The organism is Streptomyces sp. NPDC005784 (assembly GCF_042871525.1).
GTDB lineage: Bacteria > Actinomycetota > Actinomycetes > Streptomycetales > Streptomycetaceae > Streptomyces.
Map to the genome: position 1 here is coordinate 1 of NZ_JBIAIQ010000055.1, position 25,751 is coordinate 25,751.

Consider the following 25,751-nt stretch of genomic DNA (forward strand, 5'->3'; position numbering starts at 1 on the left):
AAGACCCGCCAGCGCCACGCCACCCGCATCATCGCGGCCGACCGCTGGTTCCCCTCCTCCAAGACCTGCTCCGGGTGCGGCACAGTGAAAGCCAAGCTGCCGCTGCACGTGCGGACCTACGAATGCGACGCGTGTGGCCTGGTCATCGACCGGGACGACAACGCAGCCCGCAACCTCGCCGCCCTCGCAGCAACCGCAGCAACCGCAGTCACTGGTACCGGAGTGGCCGGAGACCAGGACACCCCCCGGGTGTCGAAGCCCCGTGGAGCCGACCACAAGACCCGCACCACCCGCCCCCGCCGCAAGGCAGGGACGGGGCGGGCAGGTGGCGCAAGCCTGCCGCACCAGCAGCAGAAGGAAACGGGAGACCGTACTCAAGCCGAGCCCCTAACGCTCTGGTGATGTGACGGACCTTCCTGGCCGAAATGCCCGGAATGCTGAGACCTGACTACGGACTCAGCAACGGCGTCGGACTGCGCAACGCGCTGCCGGGCCAAGGATGCCGAGTACTTCGTCCCGAACGAACCGGTCTCCGGCCCATGTCGAGCGGCCGCCGAGCAGTTCTGGGCCGGCCGTCCGGCGGCCGCGGCGAAACTCCTGGGGCGTGCGAGGCGTCCGCCCCGCTCCAGATATGTACAAGTCGCTTTCCAGGGCGGGTCTATCCCTCCTCCTTACCGTGGCGGGACGGGTCCCTTCCGGCGGTTGGGACAGAGTTCTCGCTCTTGCCATGGAGGAACCACATGCCCGCTGTGCCGCCCCCCGAAGTCGTCCGCGCCGCGGAGAAGACCCGGGCGGACCTGCAGAAGCAGGTCCGGGAGTTGGCCCCGCCCCCGTTCGCCCTGCTCGAACTGGCCATGGGCTCCATGGTGACCCAGGCCCTGTACGCCGCCGCCGAACTGCGCGTGGCCGAGGCCCTGCAGGCCGGTCCGCGACCGATCGAAGACCTGGCCGCTGAGGTCGGCGCGGATGCCGGGGCGCTGGGCCGGGTGCTGCGCCTGCTCGCCTCCCAGGGCGTGTTCACGTGCCAGGACGACGGCCTCTGGGCGCTGACTCCGATGGCCGACGCGCTGCGCGCCGACCACCCGGTGACGATGCGCGATCTCTGCGTGCTGATGGGCCACCCGACGCACTGGGACGACTGGAACGGTTTCCTGGACTCGGTGCGAACCGGCGAGCCGAGCCTGCCGAAGCGGCGCGGAATGGGTGCCTTCGAATACCTCATGCAGAATCCGGAATACGGTGCGGTGTTCATCGGCGGGATGGGCAACATGTCCTCCACCGAGACCGCACCGGTCGTGGCCGCGTACGACTTCTCGCAGTTCGGCACGGTCCTGGACTTCTGTGGAGCCAACGGCGGGCTGCTGGCCGGCATCCTCAACAGCGCGCCCGGCACCAAGGGTGTCCTCTCGGACCCGCGCATCGCCGCGAACGGCGCTGCGGAGTTCCTGGCGGCGCAGGGTGTCGCGGACCGTGTGGCCCTGGCCGACGGCGACCTGTTCGACCCGATGCCGTCGGGTGCGGACGCGTACGTCCTCAAGCACATCGTGCACGACTGGCCGGAGGAGCAGGCCCTGCAGATCCTCCGCAACGTGCGCGCCGCGATCAAGCCGGGCGGCAAGCTGCTGCTGGTGGAGATGGTGGTCCCGGAGGGCGACGAGCCGCACTCCGGCAAGCTCGTCGACCTGTGGCTGCTGCTGCTCGTGGGCGGCAAGGAGCGCACCCGGTCGCAGTACGCGGAGCTGGTGGCGAAGGCCGGCTTCAAGCTGGAGCGGGTCGTGGAGACCGCTGCGGCCGTCTCGGTCGTGGAGGCCATCGCGGTCTGACGCGCCGCCCCTGAGCTGCCCCGGTTCCGCGTTTCCCCCGATGCGGAACCGGGGCTTTGCGCGTGCCCGCCCCGTACGTCGCCCCCCGCACGCCGGAGCCCCCGCCCCGCCGGTCGGACGGCGGGGCGGGGGCTGCGGCGCCCTGAGGTGGTCAGGCGGAAGCGGCTCCCAGCCACCGCTCCAGCGCGGCCGCGAGCCCTTGCGCGGGCTCGCCGGCCCAGGCCACGTACCCGTCGGGACGGAGCAGCAGCGCAGGGACGCCGACCAGTACGTCCGGGCCGTCAACCGGCTTGGCGGACACGGTGTGAACGTTGAGGCGGCCCTGCCAGCGGGCTGCCGTACGGCGCGCCCCGGCATCGTCGGCGAAGTCGAGCAGTACGGCCCGGCCCGGGTGCAGCAGTCGCGTGGTGCGTTGCTCGCCGTCGGCGCCGACCAGCAGCCGCGTCGGCATCCGGCGGCCGACCAGCGGGTGGGCGTCCTCACCTGCGCCGAGGTCGTAGCGGATGTCGAGGTGGCTGACCGCTCCGGCCAGGTGCCGCTTGACGTCGTCGTACCGGACCAGCTCGCCGAACAGCTCGCGCAGCGGGTCCGACTCCGCGCCGCCGAGGAAGACGATCCCCTGGGCACGGGTGTTGGCCAGCAGGCGGCGGCCGACCGGCCACCGCTCGGCGTGGTAGGTGTCCAGCAGCGCCGCGGGGGCGTCGCCGCGGACCACGGCGGCCAGCTTCCAGCCGAGGTTGGCCGCGTCCTGCACGCCGGTGCTCAGGCCCTGGCCGCCGGCCGGCAGGTGGATGTGTGCCGCGTCGCCGGCCACGAACACCCGGCCCCGCCGGTACTCGGAGGCCTGGCGGGTGGCGTTGGTGAAGGAGGACACCCAGTCGGCGCCACCGTGCGAGATGTCCTCGCCGGTGATGCTCTGCCAGGCTTCCGCGACCTCCTCGAAGGTGACGGTCCGCTCGCGGTCGTGCGCCGGCCGGCCGTCGGGGCAGACAATGATCCGGTCCACGCCCTCGGCGAGCGGGGCCGCCATCACCATGCCGTTGCTCAGGCGCTCGCCGAGGAACCGCGGCCGCAGCGAGCAGCCGGTGACGTCGGCGAGGTACATGCCCTGGGTGGCGTCGGTGCCCGGGAACTCGAAGCCGGCCGCCTTGCGGACGCGGCTGGAGCCGCCGTCGGCGCCCACCAGGTACGCGGCGCGCAGCCGCTGCTCGTCGCCCTCGGGCGTACGGACGGTGATCTCGACGTGGTCCCCGTCGAGGAAGCCGCCGGCGAGCGAGACGAACTCCCAGCCGCGCCGGATGTCGGCGCCGAGTTCGGCGGCCCAGCCCTCCAGCACGGCCTCGGTCTGCCCCTGCGGGATGCCGCGGGCGCCGAAGTGGGCGTCCTCAAGGACGGTGAAGTCGAACTGGGCCCCGCCGAAGTGTCCTACGGGGCTGGTGGCGAGGGTCTCGCCCTGGCCGAACCGGGGCAGCAGCCCGCGCTCGTCGAACACCTCCATGGCACGGGCGGTGAAGCCCAGGCCACGGGACTGCCCGGTAGGCGCCGCCAGCTTCTCGATCACGACGACGCGGGCTCCGCCCAGGCGCAGTTCGCCTGCGAGCATCAGTCCGGTCGGGCCGGCGCCGACGACGATGACGTCGGTGTCCGCCGCTGTCCCTTCGCTCCCTTGCATGGGCTGTCCTTCCTGACAGTGGGGATCACTGGTGACTGGGTTGTGCGTGGGTGTGCGGCGGGCGGACGTACATGTGGGGACGCACTCGTGGGGGGATTGCGGACGTGCCCCCGCTCCGGGGACGCTCAGGGGGTCGGTGGGCGGGCCGGGCCGAACCAGCGGTCGAGCGCCTCGGCCAGCCCGACCTCGTCCCGGCCCACCCACGCCACGTGGCCGTCGGGCCGTACGAGAACGGCCCCCGGCTCACCGGGGAGCGAGCCGGGCTCCGGGTCGCCGGCGACCGCGGTGACCCGGTCGGCCCAGCCGGCGGGCACCCGTACGCCGGTCCCGTCCACGTCGAGCAGCAGACCGCCGCGGGCGCGCAGCAGCTCGGCAGTGCTGCCGCGCTCGCGCCCGCCGGACCGCACGACGGTGTGCGGCAGCCGGGCGCCGAGCAGCGGGTGCGCGGGGCCGGGCACCGGGTAGCGCACGTCGAGTGCGCTGATCATCCCGGCCAGGTGGGCCCGTACCTCCTCCAGGCCGGTCAGCTCGACCACCAGCGCGCGCAGCGGCTCCACCTCGGGGCCGCCGAGCAGCAGCAGGGCCTGGGCCCGGATGTTCGCCAGGACCCGGCGGCCGACCGCGTGCCGCTCCTCGTGGTAGGTGTCGAGGAGGCCCTCGGGAGCCAGCCCGCGCACGGTGAGCGCGAGCTTCCAGCCGAGGTTGAAGGCGTCCTGCAGACCGAGGTTGAGGGCCTGGCCACCGACCGGCATCTGCCGGTGGGCGGCGTCCCCCGCGAACAGGACGCGCCCGTGCCGGTAGGAGGCGAGCTGCCGGGAGGCGTCGCCGAAGGAGTTCACCCACAGCGGGGTACCGCCGCTGATGTCCTCTCCGGTGACCCGCTTCCAGACGGTGGCGACCTCCTCGAACGGAGCGTCCGCGGTGCGCGGGCCGGCCGTCGAGCCGAACTCGTGGACCATGACGCGGGTGACGCCCTTGTCGTTGCGCCAGGCGATGGCCAGCCCCCGCTCCAGGCGCTGGAAACGCCGGTTGGGGATGTCGATGCCCTCGACGTCGGCGCGCAGCAGTTCCCGGCCGGCGTCGTGGCCGGGGAAGTCCACCCCGGTCAGCCGCCGTACGGTGCTGTCCTCGCCGTCGCAGGCGACCAGGTAGCGGGCGCGCAGCCGCAGGACTCCGTCCCGTCCGACGGCCTCGGCCTCGACGTACTCGCCGACCTCGCCGGCAGCGACCAGTTCGTGACCGCACCGGATGTTGGCGCCGTGCGAGATCGCCCACTCCTCCAGGACCGCCTCGGTCTTGGTCTGCGGCACCTTCCACTGGCCCGGGTGGGTGCTGGGCAGGGTGAGGTCGAGCGGGAGGCCGCCGAAGTGGCCGCGCGGCTCGTGGGGCGGCGTGCCGACGTCGGGCAGCAGTTTCCGCGCGTCGAGGATCTCCATGGTACGGGCGTGCAGCGTGGAGGCCCGGGACTCGGTGGACGGGGCCTTGCGCTTCTCGACCACGACCACGTCCACGCCGCCGCGTGCGAGTTCGGCAGCGAGCATCAGCCCGACGGGTCCGGCACCGACGACCAGGACCTCGGTGCCGAGCCGGTCCGGGCGGCCCGCGCCGCCCGGTGCCGGTTCGGCACCGCCCGTTGCAAGGTCGGGCGCCATGCTCAGGAGGCCTTCGACTCGGCGTAGGCCTTCGCGTGCGCGAGGGTGGCGCAGCTGTTGGTGGACAGCGCCGTGTGCACGTACGCGCGGGCGTCGGCGACGGTGGCTTCGTCCCCGAGGATGCGTGCGATGTTCTCCGTGTTGAGGCTGACGGTGTGCTGCGAGGATGCGGCGGTGCCCTCGTCGGTCTCGACGAACGTCCACTCGCCGGTGTGCAGGGTCATCAGCGCCGGCAGGGTGACCTGCTTGTAGGCGATCTTGTCGTGGGGGAAGACCACCCGGTACGACTTGGTGGTGTGCACCGAGCCGTCCTTGGCGCGGGTGTCCATCTCCAGCTCCTGCAGGCCCGGGGTGTCCTCCTCGAGGCGCACCACGGCCACGTGCGGGAGCCGCTCGGCCCACAGCTGGGCCTCGTTGATGAAGTCGAACACGTCCTTGGCGGAGCCCGCGACCTGGACGGTGTCGGTGAAGGAGAAGGTCAGCTCCTCGGTCTGCGCGGCGTGCGCCGCCTCGACGTTGACCTTGAGCGCGGCCAGCTCGGAGGTGCTGTTCTTGTCTACCGCCTGCGCGATCCACAGCAGGTCGTGCGCGTCGTCGTTGATGGCGCTGTAGTCGTGCAACAGCCGGACGCGGGACTCCGCCTCGCCGAGCGGCTCGATGATCCAGGTACCGCCCATGTGCTTGACGGGCTCTGCCGGGACCTCCTGGCGGAAGGTGATGCGCAGGCCCGCCGGGTCCAGGGTGCGGCGCGAGGTCCAGTTCTTCGGCCGGCCGTTGGCGGTCGCCCAGATCCGGATCTTCTCCTCGGCGCCCCCGGCCTCGACCTGGTCCACGTGGATGGTGGGCGGGAAGATGCGCGGCCAGTTGCTCACGTCCGCGAGCAACTGGTACACGGCGGCGGCCGGGGCGCCGACGGTGATCTCGTGCTCGACCTCACGCGTGGTCATGACGGGTTCTCCTCAGGTGGTGTTCGGGGGGTGCGTGGGGGCGGGCCCTGCTAGAAGTTGCCCAGGCCGCCGCAGACGTTGAGCGCCTGCGAGGTGATGGAGGCGGCGGTGTCCGAGGCCAGGTAGCCGACCAGGCCGGCGACCTCCTGCGGGGTGGAGTAGCGGCCGAGCGGGATCTTCGCCTGGAACTTCTCGAGGATGGCGTCCTCGGAGGTGTCGTAGGCGGCCGCGTAGCCCTGGCGGACCTTCTGGGCCATCGGGGTCTCGACGTACCCGGGGCAGACCGCGTTGACGGTGATGCCGGTGGGGGCCAGCTCGTTGCCCAGCGCCTTGGTGAAACCGACGACGCCGTGCTTGGAGGCGGAGTACGGAGCGCCGAGGACGACGCCCTGCTTGCCCGCGGTGGAGGCTATGTTGATGATCCGGCCGCGGTCCTTGTGCCGCATGCCGCCGGTGCTGAGCACGGCGCGGGTGACGCGGAAGACGCTGTTGAGGTTCGTCTCGATGACGTCCTGCCACAGCTCGTCGGTGATGTCGGCGGTCGGTCCGCCGCCGGACCGGCCGGCGTTGTTGACCACGACGTCGACGGTGCCGAAGCGGTCGACGGCGGCCTGGACGAAGGCGTCCACCGAGGCGGTGTCGCGGACGTCGACGACCGCGCCGTCCACGTCCAGGCCCTCGGCCTGGAGCTCCTTGACGGTGGCGGCGATGTTGTCGGCGTTGCGGGCGCCGATGAACACCTTGTGGTTCTGCGAGGCGAGCAGGCGCGCCGAGGCGAGGCCGATGCCGCTGGTGGCGCCGGTGACGACGGCGACCTTGGGGGTGGCGTGCTGGGTCATGTCCGGATCCCTTCAGGCAGCCGTGGCAGGCGCGAGCTGCATGTTGACGACGTCGATGAAGGTCCGCGGCGTGTGCGCGTCGTTGACGGCCTCCTCGTCGAGGGAGATGCCGCACTCGCGCTCGATGAGGCTGCCGGCCTCCAGCAGGGCGAGGGACTCGTAGCCGAGCACGTCGAACTCGGTGTCGAGGATGTCGCCGTCCAGGTCGACGCCCTCGGCCACGCCCGCGGCCTCCTTCAGGATGCGCTTGAGGTCGTCGAGGGTGAACGCCTTGGTGGCCATGGTGGAGTCCCTTTCATCATGATGCTGCGTGGGTGGTGGCGTATGTGCGGACGAGGCCGCCCTACTCGGCGGCGCGCACGACCATGGCGGAGTTGAACCCGCCGCTGCCGCGGGCCAGGACCAGCGCGCTGCGCACCGGTGCCGGGCGCGGCTGGCCCAGGACCAGGTCGAGCAAGTAGTCCGGGCACGGGTCGACGTGCACGGTGGGCGGGATGATCCCGTCGCGGATGGCGAGGAAGGCGGCGACCAGGTCCAGCGGGGCCGCGCCCGAGTACAGGCGTCCGGTCATTGTCTTGGGCACGGTCACCGGGACGGCCCGGGCTCCGAAGACGGCGGTGATCGCCTCGGCCTCGATGCGGTCCGGCTCGGGGTCGCCGGCGCCGTCGGCGAAGACGACGTCGATGTCGTCGGAGTCGACGCCCGCGTCGGCGAGGGCGAGCTCGATGGCCTTGCGCAGGCCCGGCTCGCGGCCGCTGCCGGGCCTGGGGTCCATCGTCGAGCCGTGGCCGGCGATCTCGCCGTAGATGCGGGCGCCGCGGGCGCGCGCCGCGTCGGCGTCCTCGGTGATGAGGATCGCGCCGCCCTCGCCGGGCACATAACCGCAGGAGTCGCGGTCGAAGGGCAGGTAGGCGCGGGCGGGCTCGTTGCTGGTGGACAGCTTGCCGGTGGCCAGCTGGGCCACCCAGCCCCACGGGCAGATGGAGGCGTCGACGGCTCCGGTGACGATCAGCGAGGTGCCCTTGCGGATCTGGCGGCGGGCGTGGGCGACGGCGTCGAGGCCGCCGGCTCCCTCGCTGACCACGACGCCGGCCGGGCCCTTCATGCCGTTGCGGATCGAGATCTGGCCGCTGTTGACGGCGTAGAACCAGGCGAAGGACTGGTACGCCGAGACGTACTGGCTGCCCCGGCCCCACAGGCTCTGCAGCTCACCCTGGCCGAACTCGAAGCCGCCCGCGGCCGAGGCCGTGATGACGCCCATGTCGAACGCGGACATCTCCGCGGGGTCGACGCCCGCGTCCTGCAGCGCCCAGTCCGTGGCCACCAGCGCGAGCCGGGTGACCCGGTCGGTCTGCGGGAGGATGCGTGAGGGCAGGTGGTCCTCGGCGACGAAGCCGGGGACCTCACCCGCCAGGCGGGCGGGGTAACTTGACGGGTCGAAGCGGGTGATCCGGCCGATGCCGTTCTTTCCGCCAAGAGTCGCCGACCAGTAGTCCTTGACACCCAGCCCGTTGGGGGAGGCGATGCCGAGGCCGGTGACCACTACCGACGCGGTCATACGAGGTTCCTTTCAGGGCTGGCCAGCACCATGGCGCTCTGGAAGCCGCCGAATCCGCTGCCGACCGTGAGGACCGCGTCGACCAGCTGTTCCCGCGCGGTGACGGGGACGTAGTCGAGGTCGCACTCGGGGTCGGGCGTCGTCAGGTTGGCCGTGGGCGGTACGAGGTCGTACTCCATGGCCAGGGCGGACGCGGCGATCTCAATGGAGCCGATCGCGCCGAGCGAGTGCCCGACCATCGACTTGATGGAGCTGACCGGCGTGCGGTAGGCGTGGTCGCCGAGACTGCGCTTGAAGGCGGCCGTCTCGTGCCGGTCGTTCTGCTTGGTGCCCGAGCCGTGCGCGTTGATGTAGTCGATCGCCTCGGGGTTCATGCGGGCCTCGCCGAGGGCGATGTTGATGGCCTCGGACATTTCCAGGCCATCGGGGCGCAGGCCCGTCATGTGGTACGCGTTGGAGCGCGTGGCATAGCCGGCGATCTCGGCGTAGATGTGCGCGCCGCGCTTCTTGGCGCTCTCCAGCTCCTCCAGCACGAAGAAGGCGGTGCCCTCGCCCAGCACGAACCCGTTGCGGGTGCCGTCGAAGGGGCGCGAGGCGCTGTGCGGATCGTCATGGCGGGGGGTGGTGGCCTTGATGGCATCGAAGCAGGCCATCGTGATCGGGGAGATCGGGGCGTCCGAGGAGCCTGCGATCATCACGTCCGCCGACCCCTCGCGGACCAGCTCGACGGCGTAGCCGACCGAGTCGAGGCCGGAGGTACAGCCGGTGGAGACCACGGTGGAGGGGCCCTCGGCGCCCACGGCCCAGGCGACCTCGGAGGCGAAGGAGCTCGGCACCATGTGGTTGTAGAGGTGCGGGACCGCGTAGGCGTGGTCGACCAGGTCGAGCCGGCCGCCGTCACTGACGACCCGGTACTCCTCGTCGAGGCTCATCGTGGCGCCGACCGCGGAGCCCACGGTGACACCGATGCGGTGCGGGTCGATCCCGCCCAGCTCGATGCCGCTGTCGGCGACCGCGCCGCGCGAGGCGACCACCGCGAACTGCGCGGTCCGGTCCAGGCGGCGCACCTCCTGCGCGGTCAGCCCGTGGGCGTACGGGTCGAAGTCGATCTCGGCGGCCACCCGGGAGCGGAAGGGCGCGGGGTCGAAGAAGGTGATCCCGCGGGTGGCGGTGCGGCCCTCGCTCAGCAGGTTCCAGAACCTCTCCTTGCCGACACCACCGGGGGCGAGCACCTCGATTCCGGTGATGACGACGCGTCGGCGGGTCATGCGGACGCTTCCCAGTTGTAGAAGCGCGCGGCCATCGCGTCGGCCGGTGAGCGCCAGGTCTTGGGGTCGTAGGCCTCGATGAAGGGCTTGAGGTCCTGGCTGATCCCGACGAAGCGCGGGTCGCCCTTCGCCTGCTCGATCAGCTCGCCTCCGTTGTCCTCGTCGAAGTCCTGGAGGTGGAAGTACAGGCCCCGGTACGAGAACAACTGGCGGCGCCGCGTTCCCATGCGCTGGGGCATGTCCGTCGCGTCGAATTCGGAGAACAGCTTTGCCACATCGACGGACGAGGCTGCTGCCATCCGGGCGACAATCAACGTGCTGTGCATAAGGTTTGCTCCTCAGCGTGTGCGCGGGAGAGCGCGGTGCAAACGCGGCCTGTGTGGCGGCCTGAATTCGCCACTGGCTTGACGGTCCCGCCTGGCGATAGCGCGCCGCACGGGGGATTCTCGAATTCCGCCGGAGCGGGTGCACAGTGCGCCTTCTCATGGATGGGGGGCACGTACGCGGGACGCCCGGCGCCCTGAGCGGGGTGCCGGGCGTCCAGGGCATTGCGGTCCCGTCGCGCCGTGGAAAGCGCGCCGGTTCACTCGCCGGCAGAGCGGGAGTGCACCACGGTGTACGAGTTGATGTACGGGGCGCCGGTGGAGACGGCGCGGACGCGGTTCTGGGCCTCCTGGCGCGCGGCGGACTGCTGCTCCGGGGCCTGGTCGCGGTAGGAGTCGTAGGCCTCCTTGCTGTCCCACTGCGAGTAGGAGACGACGAACTTGCCGTCCAGGCCGCGGGCGCGCAGGCCCTTGAGGACCACGTGCGAGCGGAAGCCGGGGACCTCGGCGAAGAAGTCCTGACCCTTGCCGAGGGCGTCGATGGCCTCGTCCTGGCCGTCGTCGGTCACGGAGAAGACGCCGAGGACGGTGTAGTCGTCGCGGTGCGGGCCGACCTCGACCTTGCCGTCGAGGGCGCCCGAGGTCAGCGTGTAGGCGACCTCGTTCTGCAGCAGCTTGATCGAGGTGGTGATCTCGCCGAAGACGGGGAGGGTGCGGTGCTTGAACTCCTCGCCCTCGTATCGCCGCTCCAGGTCCTCGCCGCTGCGCCACTGGATGAAGTTGGCGGTGCCCAGGCTGTCGACGCCCGCGTGCACGGTGCTGTTCATCCAGCCGTCGTACGTCGCCGCGTCGACGATCTTCCGCATCTCCTCGATCAGGCTGTCCTGCTTCTCAGGCGCGTCGGTGGTGAAGAGGTTGAGGACGGTCAGGTGCTTGTCCTCAAGGGAGATGAAAGGCATTCTTCTTCGCTTCCTGTGGAGGGTACGGACGGAGCGGGACGGAAAAGCGCTCAGCCGGCGGGACCGAACCAGCGGGTGAGAGCGTCGGTGAGGCCTTCGGAGCCGGCGCCTTCGGGCGCGAGCCAGGCGACGTAGCCGTCGGGGCGGACGAGGATGCCGTCCACCGGGGCGTCGCAGTCGGGCTGGTCGGCGCGGACCACCTCGACGCGGTCGGCCCAGCCGGCGGCCGCCTCGCGCAGGCCGTGGTCGCCGCCGAGTTCGAGGAGCACGGCGCGGCCGGCGTTCAGCAGCGCGAAGACCGAGGTCTTTTCGCCGTCGACGACGAGTTCCCGGTCGGGCAGGCGCCGGCCGAGCAGCGGGTGGTCGCCCGCGCCGACGTCGTGGCGGATGTCGAGGCCGGTGACCATGCCGACGAGGTGGCGGCGGACCGATTCGTGGTTCTCCACCAGCTCGGTGAAGACCTCGCGCATCGGGGTGATGTCGTCGCCGCCGAGGTAGAGGATGCGCTGGGCGAGCGTGTTGGTCAGGATCCGGGCCCCGACCGGGTGCCGCTCGGCGTGGTAGGTGTCGAGCAGGCCCTCGGGCGTCCGGCCCTGGATGTCCAGGGCGAGCTTCCAGCCGAGGTTCACCGCGTCCTGGATGCCCGCGCTCATGCCCTGCGCGCCGATGGGCAGGTGGATGTGCGCGGCGTCACCGGCCAGGAAGACCCGGCCGCGCCGGTACTCGGCGGCCTGGCGGCTGTTGTCGGTGGTGGAGCTGACCCACAGCGGCGTGGCGCCACTGATGTCCTCGCCCGTCAGGTGCTGCCAGGATGCGGCCACCTCCTCGAAGGTGATCGCCTCGGGGCTCTTGCGCAGAGGCTCGGCGCTGTCGAAGTAGATGACGCGGCTGCGGTCCGGGCCGATGGGGATGACCATCACCATGCCGCCGGGGACGCGCTCGCCGCTGAAGCGCGGGCGCAGCGGTACGCCGGCCACGTCCGCGAAGCGCAGCTCGACGGCCGGCTCGGTACCGGGGAAGTCGATGCCGGCGAGCTTGCGCACGATGCTGCGGGCGCCGTCGCAGCCCACCACGTAACGGGCGCGCAGGGTGAGGGTGCCGTCCGCGCCCTGCGCGGTGAGCGTCACGCCCTCGGCGTCCTGGGCCAGGCCGGTGGCCTCGACGCCGCGGCGGATCTCGGCGCCCAGTTCGCGCGCCCAGCCGCCGAGGACGCCCTCGGTACGGGCCTGCGGGATGCCGCGGGCGCCGTACGAGCCGCCTTCGAGCACCTGGTAGTCGAGCGGGACGCCGCCGAAGTGGCCGACCGGAATGACGCCGACCTCGCCGAAGCGGGCGATCAGGCCGCGCTGGGCGAATTCCTCGATGGTCCGTGCAGAAAAGCCGAGCGCCCGGGATTCCATAATCGGCTCGGCAAGTTTGTCAAGGACTATCACCGAGGCTCCATTGAGCCTCAGCTCGCCTGCGAGCATGAGTCCGGTGGGCCCGGCTCCCACGACAATGGCATCTACATCAAAGGTGCTCATCCCGCCTCTTCCCACTGGTGTTCGGCCAGTATCACGAGGGCCCGGGCGGGGCGTAAAGACGGATTGATACAGACCTTCGACAATCAATGACAGAAAAGCGTCAGCAATGTCAGATCTTTGTCAGGCGGGGTTGCCCGGACGGGACGGGCCAGGCGCATTCTCAAGGATGACCTCCACCAAAATCCTCGAGGAATCCGGCACCGCAAGCCTTCTTGTGGCGGCCCTTTTGAACCGCTATCTGGTCTCCCTCGACGACGAAGAGCTCGACGACGCCTGGGCGGCGGAGCTGTTCACCCCGGACGCGGTGGTGGCCTTCCCGCCGATGAGCCGGCACGAGGGCACCGAGGGCATGGCCGGGTTCCACCGCAAGGCCCTGTCGTCCTTCGCCGCCACCCAGCACCTGGGCTCCCCGGCCGTGGTCGTCCTGGACGGGGACCGGGCCACCCTCCGCGCCAACCTGATCTCCACCCAGGTGCACCACCCGCGCCACGTCCCGCCGCAGGGCGTGCTCGCGCCGCTGTTCACCACCGGCACCTTCGTCAACGGCGAGGCCCTGCGCACCCCCGTCGGGTGGCGGCTGACCCTGCTGTCCTTCCGCCTGCTGTGGGCGGACGGCACTCCTCCGCCGGTCGCGTAGGCGCGCGCGATACGGGTGAGCGCGCGGCGCAGCCGGGAAGGCTGCCGCCGCGCGCTCAGGTGCCGGGGCTGCGGTGGTGCGCAGGTACTGCTCAGGTGTTGAGGGTCAGTACCCGGTCGACCTCGATCTCGATCACCACCCGGCCGGGCGGGTTCGGCGGCGCCGACCGGTACCGCCTGGCGTACCGCTCGACTCCCTCGGCCACCCGCTCGGGTTCGCGCACCACCGTGCCGGAGCCCTCCAGCGTGACCCAGGTGAAGCCCTGCACCTGGCAGATCGCCACCCGGCCGCCGGGGTCGGTCAGCAGGTTGCGCGCCTTGCGCGAGGAGGCGACGGTCATGACCCGGACAAGGCCGGCCGTCCCGTCCCAGGTGAACCGTACGGGCGCCGTGTGCAGTGTCCCGTCGGGCCTGACGGTGGTGAGCACGCCCGCGTGCTCGGGGTCGTTGAGAAACGCCTCGACCGAGGGCGACACCTGCGGTGCGCCGGCGCGCTGCTTCGACAGCGACATCGGGTGATTCCTTTCTTTCGCTGGTGCTCGACGGCCGCGGCGAGGCCGGCGGCGCCGTCCCGCACGGGGGCGGACCCGGCGGTGGCCGAACCGGTCCGCCAGGCGGCCCGGGGTCCAGGCAGGCAGCGTGCAAAGGACCGCTCGGCCGGGGCTGGAGCGGCGCTACGCGATGGATCGAGTTCCGCTCGGAACCGTCTGGTTTCGGCCATGGGCCACCCGGGGGGCCGGGCCGACGGGGCGGCCGACGGCCGGATCCGCACCCCGTACGGCGAGCCGGACAACACGGCGCAGCCGCGCGACGCGAATGGTCGGGTGAGCGCAGAGGCGGGTGGAGAGCCGAGCGGAGAGAGGACCGGCAAGCCGGTCGGCCGGTGGTGTCCCGTACGACACGGGCTAGTCGATACCGCGGACGATGGTGGACTCCTCGAGGAACTCCGTGTCGTCCTCGTCCACGCCGGCCAGCCGCAGCGGCGGCGCGACCCCCACCGGGACCAAGCCGAAGAAGAACATCTCGACCTCCCGGAAATCTTGCCTGATGTCGTAGGTGAACATGGGCGGCTCCTTCACGATGAGTCGTCCCACGGTGTCAAGACCCGCTAGGGATCCACTCGACGTCGGATCGCTCACCGATCGAGTGGAGGCGGAAGCGTGCCGCCCGCTGAGCGGCCGAGCCGCGCCGCTGGGCGATCCGCGGCGGCTCGTCCCCTTCGAGGACGGCGAGCACCTGGGCGAGCGTCGTCTCGGCGCTGGTGGCGGGCAGTTCGCGCAGCAGCCGCGCGCAGTGGCCGACCAGACGGACCGCATCGGCTCCGGACATCCGGGACCGGTCGTGTGCGGCGGTCAGCGTCAGCGAGCCGTCGGGGCCGCGCTGCGTGAGCAGGGCCACGGGGAAGGCGGTGTGCGCACCGCTCGCGTACAGCGGCTCGATCCGCACGCCGTGGTCGGCCAGCCCGGCGCGCAGCTCCCGCGGCGGGCGCGGCACGCCTCCGACGGCTACCAGGCTCGCCAGCAGCGGCCCGCCGCCCGTGGCCCGGCCGGTCCACTCGTGGATCTGCCCGGCGGAGACCCACTCGTACGCCGCCATGTCCAGCGCGCGGTCGCGCAGCACCGTCAGCAGCCGCCCCAGCCGGTGCGCCGGATCGACCTGGACGGACATCGGCAGGCAGTTGCGCATCGGCGCGGGCAGCCGCTCAACGGCCTCCAGGGCGATGCCGCGCCCCGAAACGGTGACGCCGAATCCGACCTGCGCGGGGCCGCTCAGGCCCGCGCCGCGATACAGCAGCATCGCCCAGACCGCCTGCAGTGCACTGGATTCGGGCACCGCCTGGGCCGCGGCCCAGCGGTACAGCCGCTCGGCCTCCTGGGCCGACAAGCGCGCCTCGGCGCGGCCGCAGCCGCTCTCCAGGGTGTCCGGGCCGGGCGCGGCGGGCAGCACGGCAGGCGCGCCCTCGGGTACCGTCCGGGTCCAGAACTCCCGTGCCGGGCCCGGGTCCTGGTGCTCCAGCCAGCGCGCCCAGTCGCGGATGTCGGGCCGCCTCTCCCCTCCGGGCAGCGCGCCGCCGGCCAGATAGGCCCGGTAGAACTCGTCCAGGAGGACGAACACGCTCCAGGCGTCCAGCAGTCCGTGGTGGAAGGTGAGCAGCACGCGCGCGGCGGGCGCCGGGTCGTCGACCAGGGTGACCCGCAGCGGTCCGGGGCCGCGCAGGTCGAAGCCGCGCAGCCGGTCGCGTTCCACCAGCTCGTCCCAGTCGACGCCGCCGGCCCGGTGGCGTACGACCTCGACGGCGGCCCGGTCGTGCAGGACCACGCGCGGCCACGGCTCCCAGTCGACGGCGGCGCGCAGCACCGCCTCCCGGTCGGTGACGGACTGCCAGGCCGCGGTGAACCGCTCGGTGTCCAGCGGTCCGCACCAGCGCCAGGACAGCTGCTCGACGTGGCGGCCGGTGCCGCGGTGCTCCAGTGAGTCCAGCAGCAGGTCGTGCTGCCACCAGGTCAGCGGCAGGGCGGAGCCTGCCTGGCGACCGCCTCGTCCCCGGCCCGCGCGCGGGCGGCTCGGCCTGGCCATGTGGTCGCCCTCCTCCGGTCCAGATCATCCCGTACGGGGCGCCCGGAACGCCGGGGGACCCGGAGAGCGGGGCGCCCGAGGGCGCGGTACTCCCGGGTCCACTGTGGAGCAACCCGCTGCCGGGGACCTGGCAGAGCGCTGGCGCGCCTCGAAGTCCGCCGCAGAGCACCTCAAACCCCGGACCCTCAAGCCCCGGACCCGGGCCGCAGGTCAGCTCGCGCTCTGGTTCATCGCCGACAGGAACCCCTGGTCGAGCATGGTCCCCACCGACGTGTCGTTCGCGGTGGACAGCCCCGCGTCGTGGCAGGCCGTGCTCAGCAGGTAGCGGCCCATCACCGGGTGCGTGGCGAAGCCCCACTCCCCCCGGGTCGCCGCGCTGCCGTCCGCGGCGTGCAGCCGCGCGCCCGTCAAGCCGGACTCCTTGAAGCCGAACTCCTTGAAACCCAGCCGCAGCCCCTGCCCGAGCGCCTTGCTGTACGCCTCTTTGAGGGTCCACAGCTTCAGCGCGTACGGGACCCGCTCCGCCTCCGGCAACCCGGCGATCTCCGCCGCCTCGGCCGGGGTCAGGATCTGCGCCTCCAGCAGGTCCAGCCGTACGTTGCGGCCGGCCAGCTCCACGTCCACGCCGATCCGGCCCGTGCGGCTCAGCCCGACGGCCATCAGGTCGCCGGTGTGGGACAGGCTCAGCTCGATCTGGTCGAAGCCGCGCAGATAGGGGCGCCCTCCCAGCCGGTAGGCCAGGTCGAGGTACTCCGGCGGGATGCCGAGCGCCGCCGCCGCCGTGTACTTGATGAGCAGCCGGGCGGCCGCGAAGCGGTAGCGCACGGTGGCGTCGGGGGTACGCCGGTAGCGGTCCCAGTCCGGCCCGAGCAGCTCGCGCAGCCGGGGTGTGGTCAGCACGCTGGGCAGCCATTCGCTCCAGGTCGTGTGGACCACCGCGTTGCCGAGCCCGGTCAGGTTCTCCTTCACCCCGTGCCACGGACCGTGCGGCCGCGGCACACGAAGGGGGGCGGCGCATCTCACCTGGTCCATCGTCGTCTCCTGCGTGTAGTGCCGTCCGTCCCGGTCCCGCGGAGCGGACGGCGATCTGGCCGAGGCGTTCGTCCACCGCCCCGACACGTCTCCGGTGCCGTGACCCGAAAGCGGGCGGGCGAGGTCACCGCACGCCTCAGCCCGCCAGCGCCGTCCCGTACAGGTCGAGGCTCCGCCCCTCCCGGCACCGCTCCAGCACCTCACCGAGCACCGAGCCCACCACGCTCTCGGGAAGGTTCGGCACCACCGCCCCCAGCCGCCGCGCGATCCGGCTCAGCGCGAGCAGGACCCAGGCGGGCTCCTCCAGGAACGATCCGGTCCCGGCCTGCCCCTCCCACATGCCGAGTACCGCCGCCGCCGCGAGCACCAGCGCGTACCGGTCGGCCAGCGCGCAGGCCTGCGCATCGAATCCGGTGCCGCCGACCGGCGCGCTCAACGCGGCGCACCGCGCCCTCAGCACCCGCAGCTCCGCCACGAACGCCTGCGCGAGCCCCGCCAGCACCGCGTGCGGCGACCCGTCTGCGTACCCGGAGCGCCCCTTCGCCAGCCGGCCCGCCGCGCCGACCAGAGTCGCCGTCAGCAGGTCGTCCGTACCGGAGTGCGCGAGGCGCCGGTGGTCGAACGGGGGCAACGGCGCCCCCGGTTCGAACAGCCCCGCCGGCGGCTCCGGTGTACGGAACCACGCCGTGCGCGCCAGCGCCGGCAGCTGCGGCACCAGCACCGCCTGGCATACGGCCGTCCCCGCGTGTCCGAGACCGGCCACCGGCAGGTCCCGTACGAGCTTCTGAAAGCCGCCGTGCAGCGGCCCGCGGTCGTACCCGCGGGCGCCGAGCACGGTCGCCAGCTCCTCCAGGTCCTCACGCAGCAGGTCCGGCATCGTGTACTTGACCGCGGCGGCCAGCAGGTACGAGTCCTCCGGCAGCAGGCTCATCGCCCGCAGCCCGGTGACGGCCATGCTGTCGCAGGCCAGCAGGTCCGCGAAGACCCCGGCGAGCACCTTTTGCCACCGCCGGGCAGGCCATCCGTCGGGCCGGTTCTCCACGGCCGCGCGCACCGCCTGGCGCAGCACGCTGTCCACGCCGGCCAGCACCACGCCCGGAATCAGACAGTGGCTGATCTGGAAGCTGCGCAGCGCCAGCGACACCCCTTCGCCGACCTCGCCGACCAGCGCCTCGGGTCCCGCGGCCACATCGGCGAATTCGAGTCCGGAGAAGTGAGCGCCGCGCATGCCCGGCATCTCGACCCTGCCCAGCCTGCGCACCTCGCCAAAGGCGGGCGGCTCGGGGCCGAGCAGCAGCACGGAGTGGCTGCGCGGACCCTCCTCACGCGCGGTGCGCGCGTACACGACGAAGGCCTCGGCGCGGTGGGCGTTGATGACCGCGTCCTTGTGCCCGTTGAGCACCCAGCCGCCGTCCCGACCGGGCTCCGCCTCGACCTCGTTGCGCAGGATCGCGTTGGCGTGCGCCACCTCGCGGTGCACGATCGTGACCCGGCCTCCGTCGAGGAGGTGCGCGGCCAGCGCCCGGCGCTGCGGCTCGTCCCCCGCGGTCCACACCGCGCAGGCCGCGAAGAGCGAGGTGATGCCGAACCCGTAGCCGAGCGCGAGATCACGGCGGAACAACGGGCGCAGTACCCGCGCAAGTTCCTCCAGATCGGTGAGCCGGCCGCCGAGGTCGTACGGGACGAACTCGGCGCCCAGGCCCGCCTCGGCGAGCAGTGCCTCGGTGGCCGCCGGCGCGTCGCGGGCCTCGTCAGCGCGCAGCAGCGCCAGGTGTCCGTGCGGGTTGTCCGGATCAAGGGGGTCGCCGAGGGCCGCCTCCAGCCGGGCGGCGCGCTCGGACGCGGTGGCGGGCGCCGCCTCACCTTCGCCCCGTGCGGGGACCATGGTGTCCTGGACCGCGGTCACAGGACGCGGATCGAGTCGATGGCGTACTGCGCGGCGTGGCGCAGTACGGACAGGCCCGCCTGGCCCATCGCCTCGCGCACGTGCCGGCCGGCGGCCACCGCGTCGGTGCCCTCGCCCAGCACGCTCTCCATGTTCTCCTCGCACAGCAGCACGCTGTGCCGGGCCGTCAGGTTCACCCCGGACTCGTCGGGCTCGATCAACCACTCGCCGGTGTGCGCGGTCAGCAGGGGCGAGGTCCGGGTCTGCTTGTAGCAGATGCGCTGGGTGCCCGGGAAGCAGATGCGCACCGATTCGGTGCTGTGCGCGCCGCCGTCGACGGACAGGCTGCCCATGGACATCAGCTGTACTCCCGGCTCGTCCTCGACCAGGTCGACCCGGTTGACGTGCGGGAGGCCGGCGGGCCAGTCCCGCGCCCGGTACAGGAAGTCGAACACCGGCTCGCCGGGGGCATCGACCCGTACGGTGTCCTCGAAGGACCACACCAGGTCGTCCAGACGCGTCCAGCACTCGGCGAGCCCGGCCAGCCGGTCCAGCTGGGCACGGCTGTTGTCGCGGGTGACCTGCTCGACCCAGGCCACGTCCGCCGGCACGTCCCGGGCAACGGTGAAGGAGTGCTGCAGGGTCACCTTGGCGGCGTGCTCACCCAGCGGCACCACCGTCCACACGCCGCTCATGGACCGCGTGGGCGCGGCGGGCAGGTCATGGGTGAACTCCACGCGCAGCCGCTCCACGTCCAGGTGCCGGCTGGACACCCAGGACTTGACGGTCTCGCCCGCGGTGACCCACATGCGCAACCGCTCCCGCTTCCCGTCGAAGTCGAGCTGCTCGACATGGACACAGGGCTGGAAGAACAACGGCCACCGGGTGGCGTCCGCGATCAGCCCGTACATCACTCCGGCCGGGGCCGCCGCGATCACTTCGTGGACCGTGCGGTGCACACGCGCATCCGACATCTTCCACACCCTCCTCATTGGTACGCCGGCCGGCTCCGACCGGCGGCGTCCGGGCTGCGGCGGGACTCCGACCTCCGCCCGGCACGGTGCCATCACTGCGCCGGTGACCTCGCACCGGCGAACCCGTCCGCCTGCCGCTGAGGGCCGCCGACAGACCTTGTCGTGCGGCGCTGGGCTGACGGCCGTACCCACGACACTGTCCGGAACCGCTCGCAGACCGCACGGGCTTGACTGGAGCGCGGCTCCAGCCACCCGCTGCGTCCGCCTCGATCCGAAGGCCCGGCCTCCCCTTTTGGACGTACGCCGGTCTCACGGGAGGGTTCGAGTCCCCGCCGCTCGAGCCGTCCTCGAGCCCGGCCGCCGAGACTCTCCGGGCGGAAGCTCAGGCGGCGTCGACCTGACGGACAACGCCTCCGGCGTCCCGGGGCAGCTCCCCTTCCCCGGCCCGGCTCGTGACCGCCGCCCACCCGGCCACCCCCGTCCTGGTGGGCGGCTTCGGGCTGCGCGCCGCCGGGGTGTCCAAGACTTCCGCGGCCGTTGCTGAGCCCGTAGTCAGGTCTCAGCATTCCGGGCATTTCTGCCTGGAAGGTCCGTCACATCACCAGAGCTTCAGGGGCTCGGCTTGAGGACGGTCTCCCGCTTCCTTCTGCTGCTGGTGCGGCAGGGTTGCGCCACCTGCCCGCCCCGTCCCCGTCTTGCGGCGGGGGCGGGTGGTGCGGGTCTTGTGGTCGGCTCCACGGGGCTTCGACACCGCCGGGGCGGTGTCCTGGTCTCCGGCCACTCCGGTACCAGTCGTGCAGGCTGCCGCTGCGAGGGCAGCGAGGTTGCGTGCCGCGTTCGTGTCCCGGTCGATGACCAGGCCACACGCGTCGCATGCGTAGGTCCGCACGTGCAGCGGCAGCTTGGCTTTCACTGTGCCGCACCCGGAACAGGTCTTGGAGGAGGGGAACCAGCGGTCGGCCGCGATGATGCGGGTGGCGTGGCGCTGGCGGGTCTTGTAGGTGAGCCGGCGGCGGATCTCGCCGAATCCGGCGTCGGCGATGTGCCGGGCCAGGCGCCGGTTCTTCACCATGCCGGCGACGTTGAGGTCCTCGATCACGACGGTGCCGTACTCGCCAGCAACGCTCGTGGTGAGCTTGTGCAGGGCGTCCGCGCGGAGGTTCGCGACCCGGTGGTGGACTTTGTTCCGCCGGGCGTTGGCCTTCTCCCACCTGCGGGAGGGTTTCTGTCCGATGCGCTGGTCCGGGCCCCGGCGCCGGGAGACGGCGCGGGAGGCGCGGCGCAGCTGCTTCAGCGCGGTGCTCAGGTGCCGCGGGTTGGGGACCTCACGGATCTCGCCCGCACTGTCGGCCATGACGGCTAGGGTCTTGATACCGAGGTCGATGCCTACCGCGACCTGGGGGCGGGTGACTCGGACGAGGTCGCGCTTCACCTCCACCTGGAACGAGGCGAACCAGCGTCCGCACTCGTGGCGGACGGTCGCCGACAGGATGCGCGCGGTCCCGGCCATGATGCGGGCGAGGAGGCCGCCAGTGGACTCGTGCGTGCGGATCGCCCCGAGGCGGGGCAGGGTGACGTGACGGCCGCCGGCGTCGAGGCGGATGGTGCCGGTGGTGAACCGGCAGGACAGACGCGCCTTCCGCTTCGGCTTGAACCGGGGCGCACCGATCCGGGCGCCCTTGCGCTTGCCGTTCTTCGACTTGGCGTAGTTGTCGAACGCGGCCGACGCGTTGGCGAGGCCGGTGTTGTACGCCTCCTTGGAGTTCTCCTCCCACCAGGCAGCGAAGCGCGGGTCAGTCTTCTTGGCCTGGTTGAACTCCTTGCGCAGCGATGGCAGCGACCACGGCCGCCACTCGGTCAGCTCCGCCCCGGCGACGCCGTACGTCTCCTCGGCCCGGCGCTGCCACCAGGACGCGGTCACCCACCCCACCGCCCAGTTGTACGCCGCGCGCGCCGCACCGCAGTGCGAGCGCAGTGCGCTCTCCTGGGCGGCGTTCGGGTCCAGCGCGAACCGGTACGCCTGCACCACGAACCCGGGCTGCGGCCGGAACTTCTTCACTCGCCGGCCTCGCCGGTCGCCACGGCCACCGCGCGGGCGGCCCGGCTCTTCGCCGCCCGCCGCCCGTACAGGCGGGCACACATCGAGGTCAGCACCTCGCTGACGTCCCGCACCAGGTCGTCCGCGGTCTCGGCAGGGTCGAGGACGACCAGGCGCCTGCCGGACGCCGACAGCGCGGCCTCCAGGTGCTCGACACCGAACCGGGCGAGGCGGTCACGGTGCTCGACCACGATCACAGCCGTGTCCGGGTCGCAGAGGAGCCGGTGCAGCTTGCGGCGGCGCCTGTTCAACCCCGACCCGACCTCGGTCACGACCTCCGCGACAGCCAGGCCCCCAGTCCATTCGCGCCGGACACCACCCGCGCGGCCTGCCGATCCAGGTCGGCCCTCTGGTCGGCTGACGACACACGGCAGTACGCCACCACGCGTTCGGACGACGGGGCGGCAACCTCGTCGACCAACCACGTCCCGGACGGCGCCTGGCGGACCGGAACGGGCATCTTCCCGTCCCTCACCCACCGCCAGGCGGTCTGGTAGCTCACGCCCTGCTGACGCGCCCACTCCGAAAGCCTCACAACACCAAGCTACGTGAGATGCCTGAGTAGAAATGACTATGAATGATTAGGAAATCCATAGCAGCTGTCACCCTTCCGCGGGCCGGCTCAGGCATCGGCCGCCCGCAACACCGCGGCCGAGTTGAAGCCGCCCCTCCCCCGCGCCAGCACCAGCACGGTCCGCAGCCCGGGCAGCTCCCGCGCCGCGCCCGTCACCAGATCCAGCGGGCAGTCCGCGGCGACCCGCCGCGTCCCGGTGGTCGGGGGCACCACCTTGTCGCGCAGCGCGAGCGCCGCCGCCGCCAGGTCCAGTGAGGAACCCCCGGCGCCCAGCCGGCCCGTCATCGACTTCGGCGCGGTCACCGGCACCCCGCGCGGCCCGAACAGCGCGGCCAGCGCCTGGGCCTCGGCCCGGTCGGCGGCCCGCTCCCCGGCTCCGTCGGCGAACACCACGTCCACCTGGTCCAGTCTCACCCGGGCATCAGCCAGAGCGAGTTCGGCCGCCTCCTTGAGCCGCTCCTCCCCGGGCTCGCCGTCGAAGGTCGCCGCGTACCCGGCCACCACCGCGTACCCGCTGACGCCGCGCGCGGTGGCGGCCGCCGCGTCCTCCAGCACCAGCAGCGCGCCGCCCTCACCCACGACATGGCCGCGGGCCTCCGCGTCGAAGGGCCGGTAGGCCCGCGCCGGATCGGGGTCGGTGCTCAGCCGGCCGTCTGCCAGGTGCGCGGCCCAGCCCCAGGGGCACAGCGCCGAGTCGACGCCTCCGGTCACCATGAGGCCCACGCCCTTGCGGATCTCGCGCCGGGCGCGGGCGAGCGTGTCGATCCCGCCCGCCTGCTCGCTGACCATGGCGGAGGCGGGGCCGCGCAGCGTATGCCGGATGGAGATCTCGGCGGTTCCCGCCGCGTGGAACCAGGCGAAGGACTGGTACGCGCTGACGTACTGGGCGCCCTTGCCCCACAATGCCTCCAGCCCTCGCTGGCCGAACTCGGTGCCGCCTGCGGAGCTGGCCGTGATCACGCCCGCCCGGTAGCCGGGCAGCGCGGCCGGGTCGGCACCCGAGTCCTCCAGGGCCTCCTTGGCCGCGACCAGGCTCAGGCGGGTTACCCGGTCGGTGGAGGGGAGCAGGCGGCTGGGGATGTGGTCCTCGTCGACGAAGCCGCGGATCTCGCCCGCGATCCGCACCGGGTAGCCGGAGGCGTCGAAGCGGGTGATCGGGACGATGCCGCTGCGGCCCTCCAGCATGGCGCTCCACCAGGCCTCGGTACCCAGCCCGTTGGGCGCGGCCACGCCGATGCCGGTGACCAGCGCCCGGGCCCGGCTGCGCACGCCCCCGCTCGCGCCGTTGACGCCGCTCATGCCGTCTCCCGCAGCCGGGGCCGGGTCAGCACGGTGGCGGCATGAAAGCCGCCGAAGCCGCTGGCGACGCTGAGCACCGTACTGGTGCGCTGCTCGCGGGCGAACAGCGGTGTGTAGTCCAGGTCACAGGTCGGGTCGGGCTCGTGCAGGTTGGCGGTCGGCGGCACCGTACTGTGCTTGATGGCCAGCACGCTGGCCACCACGTCCAGGGCTCCGGCGGCGCCGAGCGCGTGTCCGATCATCGATTTGATGGAGCTGACCGGGACGCGCCGGGCGTGGTCGCCCAGTCCCTGCTTGAAGGCGTGCGTCTCATGCCGGTCGTTGTGCAGGGTGCCGGCCCCGTGCGCGTTGACGTAGTCCACGTCGACCGGGTTCAGCCGCGCCTCGTCGAGTGCCGCCCGGATGGCGTCGGCCATTTCCTGGCCGCCCGGCCGCAGCCCCGTCATGTGGTGCGCGCTGCTGTACGAGGCGAAGCCGGACAGCTCCGCGTAGGCGTGGGCGCCCCGGCGGCGCGCGTGCTCCAACTCCTCCAGGATCACCACGGCCGCGCCCTCGCCGAGCACGAAGCCGTCGCGGGTGCGGTCGAAGGGGCGCGAGGCGGTGGCGGGGTCCTCGTTGCGGGGGCTGGTGAGGCGGATGCGGTCGAAGCAGGCCATGGCGATGGGAGAGATCGGTGCCTCCGCCCCGCCCGCGATCATCACGTCGGCGCTGCCCTCGCGGATCAGCTCGGCGGCGTGCCCGATCGCGTCCAGGCCCGAGGTGCAGCCGCTGGAGACCAGGCTGACCGGGCCCTGCGCGCCGCTGTCGCGGGCCACGGCGGCCGCCAGCGAGCTGGGCACGAAGTAGTCGTAGAGGCACTCGGCGGCCCGGGAGTGGTCGACGGTCCAGGTGCTGCCGAAGTCGCTCAGCAGCGCGTACTGGGTGGCGAGCCCGGTGGTGCAGCCTGCCGCGTTGCCCAGACTGACCCCGGTGCGCAGCCGGTTCCCTGCGGCCAGTACGGCGTGCAGGCCACTGTCGGCCACCGCCTCCCGGGCGCTGACCAGTGCGAACTGGGCGGCCCGGTCCATGCGTTCGGTGTCGGCGAGGGTGAAGCCGTGCGCGGTGGCGTCGAAGTCGACCTCGGCGGCGACCTGCGAGCGGTAGCTGGCGGCGTCGAAGAGGGTGACGCCCCGGGTGGCGGTACGGCCCGAGGTCAGCAGGGACCAGAAGTTGGCGGTGCCGACGGCTCCGGGGGCCACCACGCCGACCCCGGTGATGACCACGCGCTTCACCGCACACCCCCCGCGCTCGCGCTCGCCGCGGTCCCGGCGGCATCCGCCGCCTCGTACTCGCGGCAGGCCTCGCCGACCAGGGCCGGCAGTACGTCCGCGCCCGCGAAGAAGTGGTCGCCGTCGACGGTGCGTACGGTGATCGGCCCGGTGGTCCACTGCCGCCACTCTTCAAGGGCGGCGGGCACGGCGAGCGGATCGTCACTGCCCGCGAAGACGAGCAGGGGCAGGTCCACGGATCCGCCGGTGACGGGGTCCAGGGCCGCCTGGCGCAGGGCTCGGGCCAGGCGCAGGTCGTCGCGCAGGACAGGCAGCACACTGCGGTGCCATAGCCCGCCGGGGTGGGCGGCTGCTCCCTTGGGCAGCGAGCCGAGCTCACCCAGGAGGGGCAGCAGCAGTTCGTCGGAGTGTTCCGCCGCGGCCACCAAGGCGGCACTGGCGTGCGGGGGCAGGCAGGCGCCCACCGCGAGGAACAGGGGCGGCGGCACCCCGGCGTCCGCCAGCGCCCGGGTGAGCGTGTACGCCACCAGGGCGCCCAGACTGTGGCCGTACAGCGCGTACGGTCCGGACCGGGCCGCCTCCAGCAGCGGAGGCAGCAGATCCGCCAGGAGTCCTGCGCGCTCGGTGATGCGCGGCTCCCGCCGCCGGCTGTCACGGCCCGGCAGCACCAGCGCCGCGACGTCCACGCCCGGCCCGGCCGCGACGGGCCAGCGACGGTAGCTGGCCACCCCCGCGCCCGCGTGGGCAAGGCAGTGGAGCCGTACCCGTCGCCCCACCGCCCCCTCTACCGCCGTCAGCGAAGCCATCGGTCGCCCTCCTCAGGGAAGCTGTGCGGAAACGTTCG

Annotated in this window: 23 protein-coding genes and 1 pseudogene; 3 read left to right on the top strand and 21 right to left on the bottom strand. The window is 72.5% G+C overall.

Annotated features, from left to right (window positions below; all coding sequences use genetic code 11):
• Both ACFYR3_RS41800 and ACFYR3_RS41805 read left to right on the top strand, forming a co-directional pair.
• A partial coding sequence (locus tag ACFYR3_RS41800) for a zinc ribbon domain-containing protein (RefSeq protein WP_389287456.1) occupies positions 1-402 on the top strand: 402 nt, incomplete at its 5' end.
• A 338-nt stretch (positions 403-740) separates the two neighbouring features.
• Complete coding sequence (locus ACFYR3_RS41805) at positions 741-1,823, top strand: methyltransferase (protein ID WP_355857487.1); 1,083 nt, start codon at positions 741-743, stop codon at positions 1,821-1,823.
• Between the two features lie 151 nt (positions 1,824-1,974).
• Here the strand turns inward: ACFYR3_RS41805 and ACFYR3_RS41810 are convergent, their stop codons facing one another.
• The 10 genes from ACFYR3_RS41810 to ACFYR3_RS41855 all read right to left on the bottom strand — a co-directional run bounded on the left by ACFYR3_RS41810 (position 1,975) and on the right by ACFYR3_RS41855 (position 12,564).
• Positions 1,975-3,495, bottom strand: coding sequence for an FAD-dependent monooxygenase (locus ACFYR3_RS41810; RefSeq protein ID WP_355857485.1), 1,521 nt, complete (start codon positions 3,493-3,495; stop codon positions 1,975-1,977).
• A gap of 125 nt (positions 3,496-3,620) precedes the next feature.
• Positions 3,621-5,147: an FAD-dependent oxidoreductase gene (locus tag ACFYR3_RS41815; RefSeq protein ID WP_389287459.1), complete on the bottom strand. Its 1,527-nt coding sequence runs from the start codon at positions 5,145-5,147 to the stop codon at positions 3,621-3,623.
• A 2-nt stretch (positions 5,148-5,149) separates the two neighbouring features.
• Positions 5,150-6,094, bottom strand: coding sequence for an aromatase/cyclase (locus ACFYR3_RS41820; protein WP_326783019.1), 945 nt, complete (start codon positions 6,092-6,094; stop codon positions 5,150-5,152).
• A 50-nt stretch (positions 6,095-6,144) separates the two neighbouring features.
• Positions 6,145-6,933 (bottom strand): 3-oxoacyl-ACP reductase FabG, encoded by a 789-nt coding sequence (fabG, locus tag ACFYR3_RS41825; protein ID WP_326783020.1) that lies wholly within the window; start codon positions 6,931-6,933, stop codon positions 6,145-6,147.
• Positions 6,934-6,945: 12 nt separating this feature from the next.
• The gene (locus tag ACFYR3_RS41830; RefSeq protein ID WP_326783021.1) at positions 6,946-7,215 is read right to left on the bottom strand and encodes an acyl carrier protein; all 270 of its coding nucleotides are present in this window, start codon (positions 7,213-7,215) and stop codon (positions 6,946-6,948) included.
• 61 nt (positions 7,216-7,276) lie between these two features.
• A complete protein-coding gene (locus ACFYR3_RS41835; RefSeq protein ID WP_355857476.1) occupies positions 7,277-8,491 on the bottom strand; it encodes a ketosynthase chain-length factor in 1,215 nt (404 codons plus the stop codon).
• On the bottom strand, positions 8,488-9,759 hold the full coding sequence (locus ACFYR3_RS41840; protein ID WP_326783023.1) for a beta-ketoacyl-[acyl-carrier-protein] synthase family protein: 1,272 nt from the start codon (positions 9,757-9,759) through the stop codon (positions 8,488-8,490). Before ACFYR3_RS41840 ends, ACFYR3_RS41835 begins: the two co-directional genes overlap by 4 nt.
• Positions 9,756-10,085, bottom strand: coding sequence for a TcmI family type II polyketide cyclase (locus ACFYR3_RS41845; protein ID WP_326783024.1), 330 nt, complete (start codon positions 10,083-10,085; stop codon positions 9,756-9,758). Before ACFYR3_RS41845 ends, ACFYR3_RS41840 begins: the two co-directional genes overlap by 4 nt.
• A gap of 257 nt (positions 10,086-10,342) precedes the next feature.
• Complete coding sequence (locus tag ACFYR3_RS41850) at positions 10,343-11,041, bottom strand: antibiotic biosynthesis monooxygenase family protein (protein WP_326783025.1); 699 nt, start codon at positions 11,039-11,041, stop codon at positions 10,343-10,345.
• 50 nt (positions 11,042-11,091) lie between these two features.
• The gene (locus ACFYR3_RS41855; protein ID WP_389287463.1) at positions 11,092-12,564 is read right to left on the bottom strand and encodes an FAD-dependent monooxygenase; all 1,473 of its coding nucleotides are present in this window, start codon (positions 12,562-12,564) and stop codon (positions 11,092-11,094) included.
• Positions 12,565-12,730: 166 nt separating this feature from the next.
• On the opposite strand from ACFYR3_RS41855, the gene ACFYR3_RS41860 reads away from it, so the two are divergent.
• Entirely contained in the window at positions 12,731-13,201 is a 471-nt protein-coding gene (locus tag ACFYR3_RS41860; protein ID WP_326783027.1) for a nuclear transport factor 2 family protein, read from the top strand.
• A gap of 91 nt (positions 13,202-13,292) precedes the next feature.
• Here ACFYR3_RS41860 and ACFYR3_RS41865 read toward each other — a convergent pair whose 3' ends face one another.
• The 11 genes and pseudogenes from ACFYR3_RS41865 to ACFYR3_RS41915 form a co-directional block, all read right to left on the bottom strand.
• Positions 13,293-13,712, bottom strand: coding sequence for a TIGR03618 family F420-dependent PPOX class oxidoreductase (locus ACFYR3_RS41865; RefSeq protein ID WP_355857467.1), 420 nt, complete (start codon positions 13,710-13,712; stop codon positions 13,293-13,295).
• Positions 13,713-14,105: 393 nt separating this feature from the next.
• On the bottom strand, positions 14,106-14,264 hold the full coding sequence (locus tag ACFYR3_RS41870; RefSeq protein WP_326783029.1) for a hypothetical protein: 159 nt from the start codon (positions 14,262-14,264) through the stop codon (positions 14,106-14,108).
• Between the two features lie 34 nt (positions 14,265-14,298).
• Positions 14,299-15,777, bottom strand: a complete 1,479-nt coding sequence (locus tag ACFYR3_RS41875; RefSeq protein WP_355857461.1) for a condensation domain-containing protein — start codon at positions 15,775-15,777, stop codon at positions 14,299-14,301.
• A 210-nt stretch (positions 15,778-15,987) separates the two neighbouring features.
• Positions 15,988-16,809 carry a 4'-phosphopantetheinyl transferase superfamily protein gene (locus tag ACFYR3_RS41880; protein ID WP_355857458.1) on the bottom strand — a complete coding sequence of 274 codons (822 nt, stop codon included), beginning with the start codon at positions 16,807-16,809 and terminating at the stop codon, positions 15,988-15,990.
• A 136-nt stretch (positions 16,810-16,945) separates the two neighbouring features.
• On the bottom strand, positions 16,946-18,715 hold the full coding sequence (locus tag ACFYR3_RS41885) for an acyl-CoA dehydrogenase (protein WP_355857455.1): 1,770 nt from the start codon (positions 18,713-18,715) through the stop codon (positions 16,946-16,948).
• Positions 18,712-19,668: an aromatase/cyclase gene (locus ACFYR3_RS41890; RefSeq protein WP_355857452.1), complete on the bottom strand. Its 957-nt coding sequence runs from the start codon at positions 19,666-19,668 to the stop codon at positions 18,712-18,714. Before ACFYR3_RS41890 ends, ACFYR3_RS41885 begins: the two co-directional genes overlap by 4 nt.
• Positions 19,669-20,266: 598 nt before the next feature.
• Positions 20,267-21,727, bottom strand: coding sequence for an IS607 family element RNA-guided endonuclease TnpB (gene tnpB, locus ACFYR3_RS41895; protein WP_389287467.1), 1,461 nt, complete (start codon positions 21,725-21,727; stop codon positions 20,267-20,269).
• Positions 21,724-22,301, bottom strand: a pseudogene (locus ACFYR3_RS41900) (IS607 family transposase). Before ACFYR3_RS41900 ends, tnpB begins: the two are co-directional and overlap by 4 nt.
• Before the next feature lie 87 nt (positions 22,302-22,388).
• On the bottom strand, positions 22,389-23,639 hold the full coding sequence (locus ACFYR3_RS41905; protein WP_389287469.1) for a ketosynthase chain-length factor: 1,251 nt from the start codon (positions 23,637-23,639) through the stop codon (positions 22,389-22,391).
• Positions 23,636-24,910 (bottom strand): beta-ketoacyl-[acyl-carrier-protein] synthase family protein, encoded by a 1,275-nt coding sequence (locus ACFYR3_RS41910; protein WP_355857444.1) that lies wholly within the window; start codon positions 24,908-24,910, stop codon positions 23,636-23,638. The genes ACFYR3_RS41905 and ACFYR3_RS41910 overlap by 4 nt, the downstream gene beginning before the upstream one ends.
• Positions 24,907-25,713 carry a thioesterase domain-containing protein gene (locus tag ACFYR3_RS41915; RefSeq protein WP_326783037.1) on the bottom strand — a complete coding sequence of 269 codons (807 nt, stop codon included), beginning with the start codon at positions 25,711-25,713 and terminating at the stop codon, positions 24,907-24,909. The genes ACFYR3_RS41910 and ACFYR3_RS41915 overlap by 4 nt, the downstream gene beginning before the upstream one ends.
• Between the last annotated feature and the right edge of the window lie 38 nt (positions 25,714-25,751).

Bases quoted from the DNA above. Each gene is read 5' to 3' on its own strand.
- ACFYR3_RS41870 (WP_326783029.1), bottom strand. From the start codon at position 14,264: ATGTTCACCTACGACATCAGGCAAGATTTCCGGGAGGTCGAGATGTTC.
- ACFYR3_RS41840 (WP_326783023.1), bottom strand. From the start codon at position 9,759: ATGACCCGCCGACGCGTCGTCATCACCGGAATCGAGGTGCTCGCCCCC.
- fabG (WP_326783020.1), bottom strand. From the start codon at position 6,933: ATGACCCAGCACGCCACCCCCAAGGTCGCCGTCGTCACCGGCGCCACC.
- ACFYR3_RS41915 (WP_326783037.1), bottom strand. From the start codon at position 25,713: ATGGCTTCGCTGACGGCGGTAGAGGGGGCGGTGGGGCGACGGGTACGG.
- ACFYR3_RS41905 (WP_389287469.1), bottom strand. From the start codon at position 23,639: ATGAGCGGCGTCAACGGCGCGAGCGGGGGCGTGCGCAGCCGGGCCCGG.
- ACFYR3_RS41830 (WP_326783021.1), bottom strand. From the start codon at position 7,215: ATGGCCACCAAGGCGTTCACCCTCGACGACCTCAAGCGCATCCTGAAG.
- ACFYR3_RS41880 (WP_355857458.1), bottom strand. From the start codon at position 16,809: ATGGACCAGGTGAGATGCGCCGCCCCCCTTCGTGTGCCGCGGCCGCAC.
- ACFYR3_RS41805 (WP_355857487.1), top strand. From the start codon at position 741: ATGCCCGCTGTGCCGCCCCCCGAAGTCGTCCGCGCCGCGGAGAAGACC.
- ACFYR3_RS41815 (WP_389287459.1), bottom strand. From the start codon at position 5,147: ATGGCGCCCGACCTTGCAACGGGCGGTGCCGAACCGGCACCGGGCGGC.
- ACFYR3_RS41810 (WP_355857485.1), bottom strand. From the start codon at position 3,495: ATGCAAGGGAGCGAAGGGACAGCGGCGGACACCGACGTCATCGTCGTC.
- ACFYR3_RS41865 (WP_355857467.1), bottom strand. From the start codon at position 13,712: ATGTCGCTGTCGAAGCAGCGCGCCGGCGCACCGCAGGTGTCGCCCTCG.
- ACFYR3_RS41835 (WP_355857476.1), bottom strand. From the start codon at position 8,491: ATGACCGCGTCGGTAGTGGTCACCGGCCTCGGCATCGCCTCCCCCAAC.
- ACFYR3_RS41850 (WP_326783025.1), bottom strand. From the start codon at position 11,041: ATGCCTTTCATCTCCCTTGAGGACAAGCACCTGACCGTCCTCAACCTC.
- ACFYR3_RS41860 (WP_326783027.1), top strand. From the start codon at position 12,731: ATGACCTCCACCAAAATCCTCGAGGAATCCGGCACCGCAAGCCTTCTT.
- ACFYR3_RS41820 (WP_326783019.1), bottom strand. From the start codon at position 6,094: ATGACCACGCGTGAGGTCGAGCACGAGATCACCGTCGGCGCCCCGGCC.
- ACFYR3_RS41890 (WP_355857452.1), bottom strand. From the start codon at position 19,668: ATGTCGGATGCGCGTGTGCACCGCACGGTCCACGAAGTGATCGCGGCG.
- ACFYR3_RS41855 (WP_389287463.1), bottom strand. From the start codon at position 12,564: ATGAGCACCTTTGATGTAGATGCCATTGTCGTGGGAGCCGGGCCCACC.
- ACFYR3_RS41875 (WP_355857461.1), bottom strand. From the start codon at position 15,777: ATGGCCAGGCCGAGCCGCCCGCGCGCGGGCCGGGGACGAGGCGGTCGC.
- ACFYR3_RS41845 (WP_326783024.1), bottom strand. From the start codon at position 10,085: ATGCACAGCACGTTGATTGTCGCCCGGATGGCAGCAGCCTCGTCCGTC.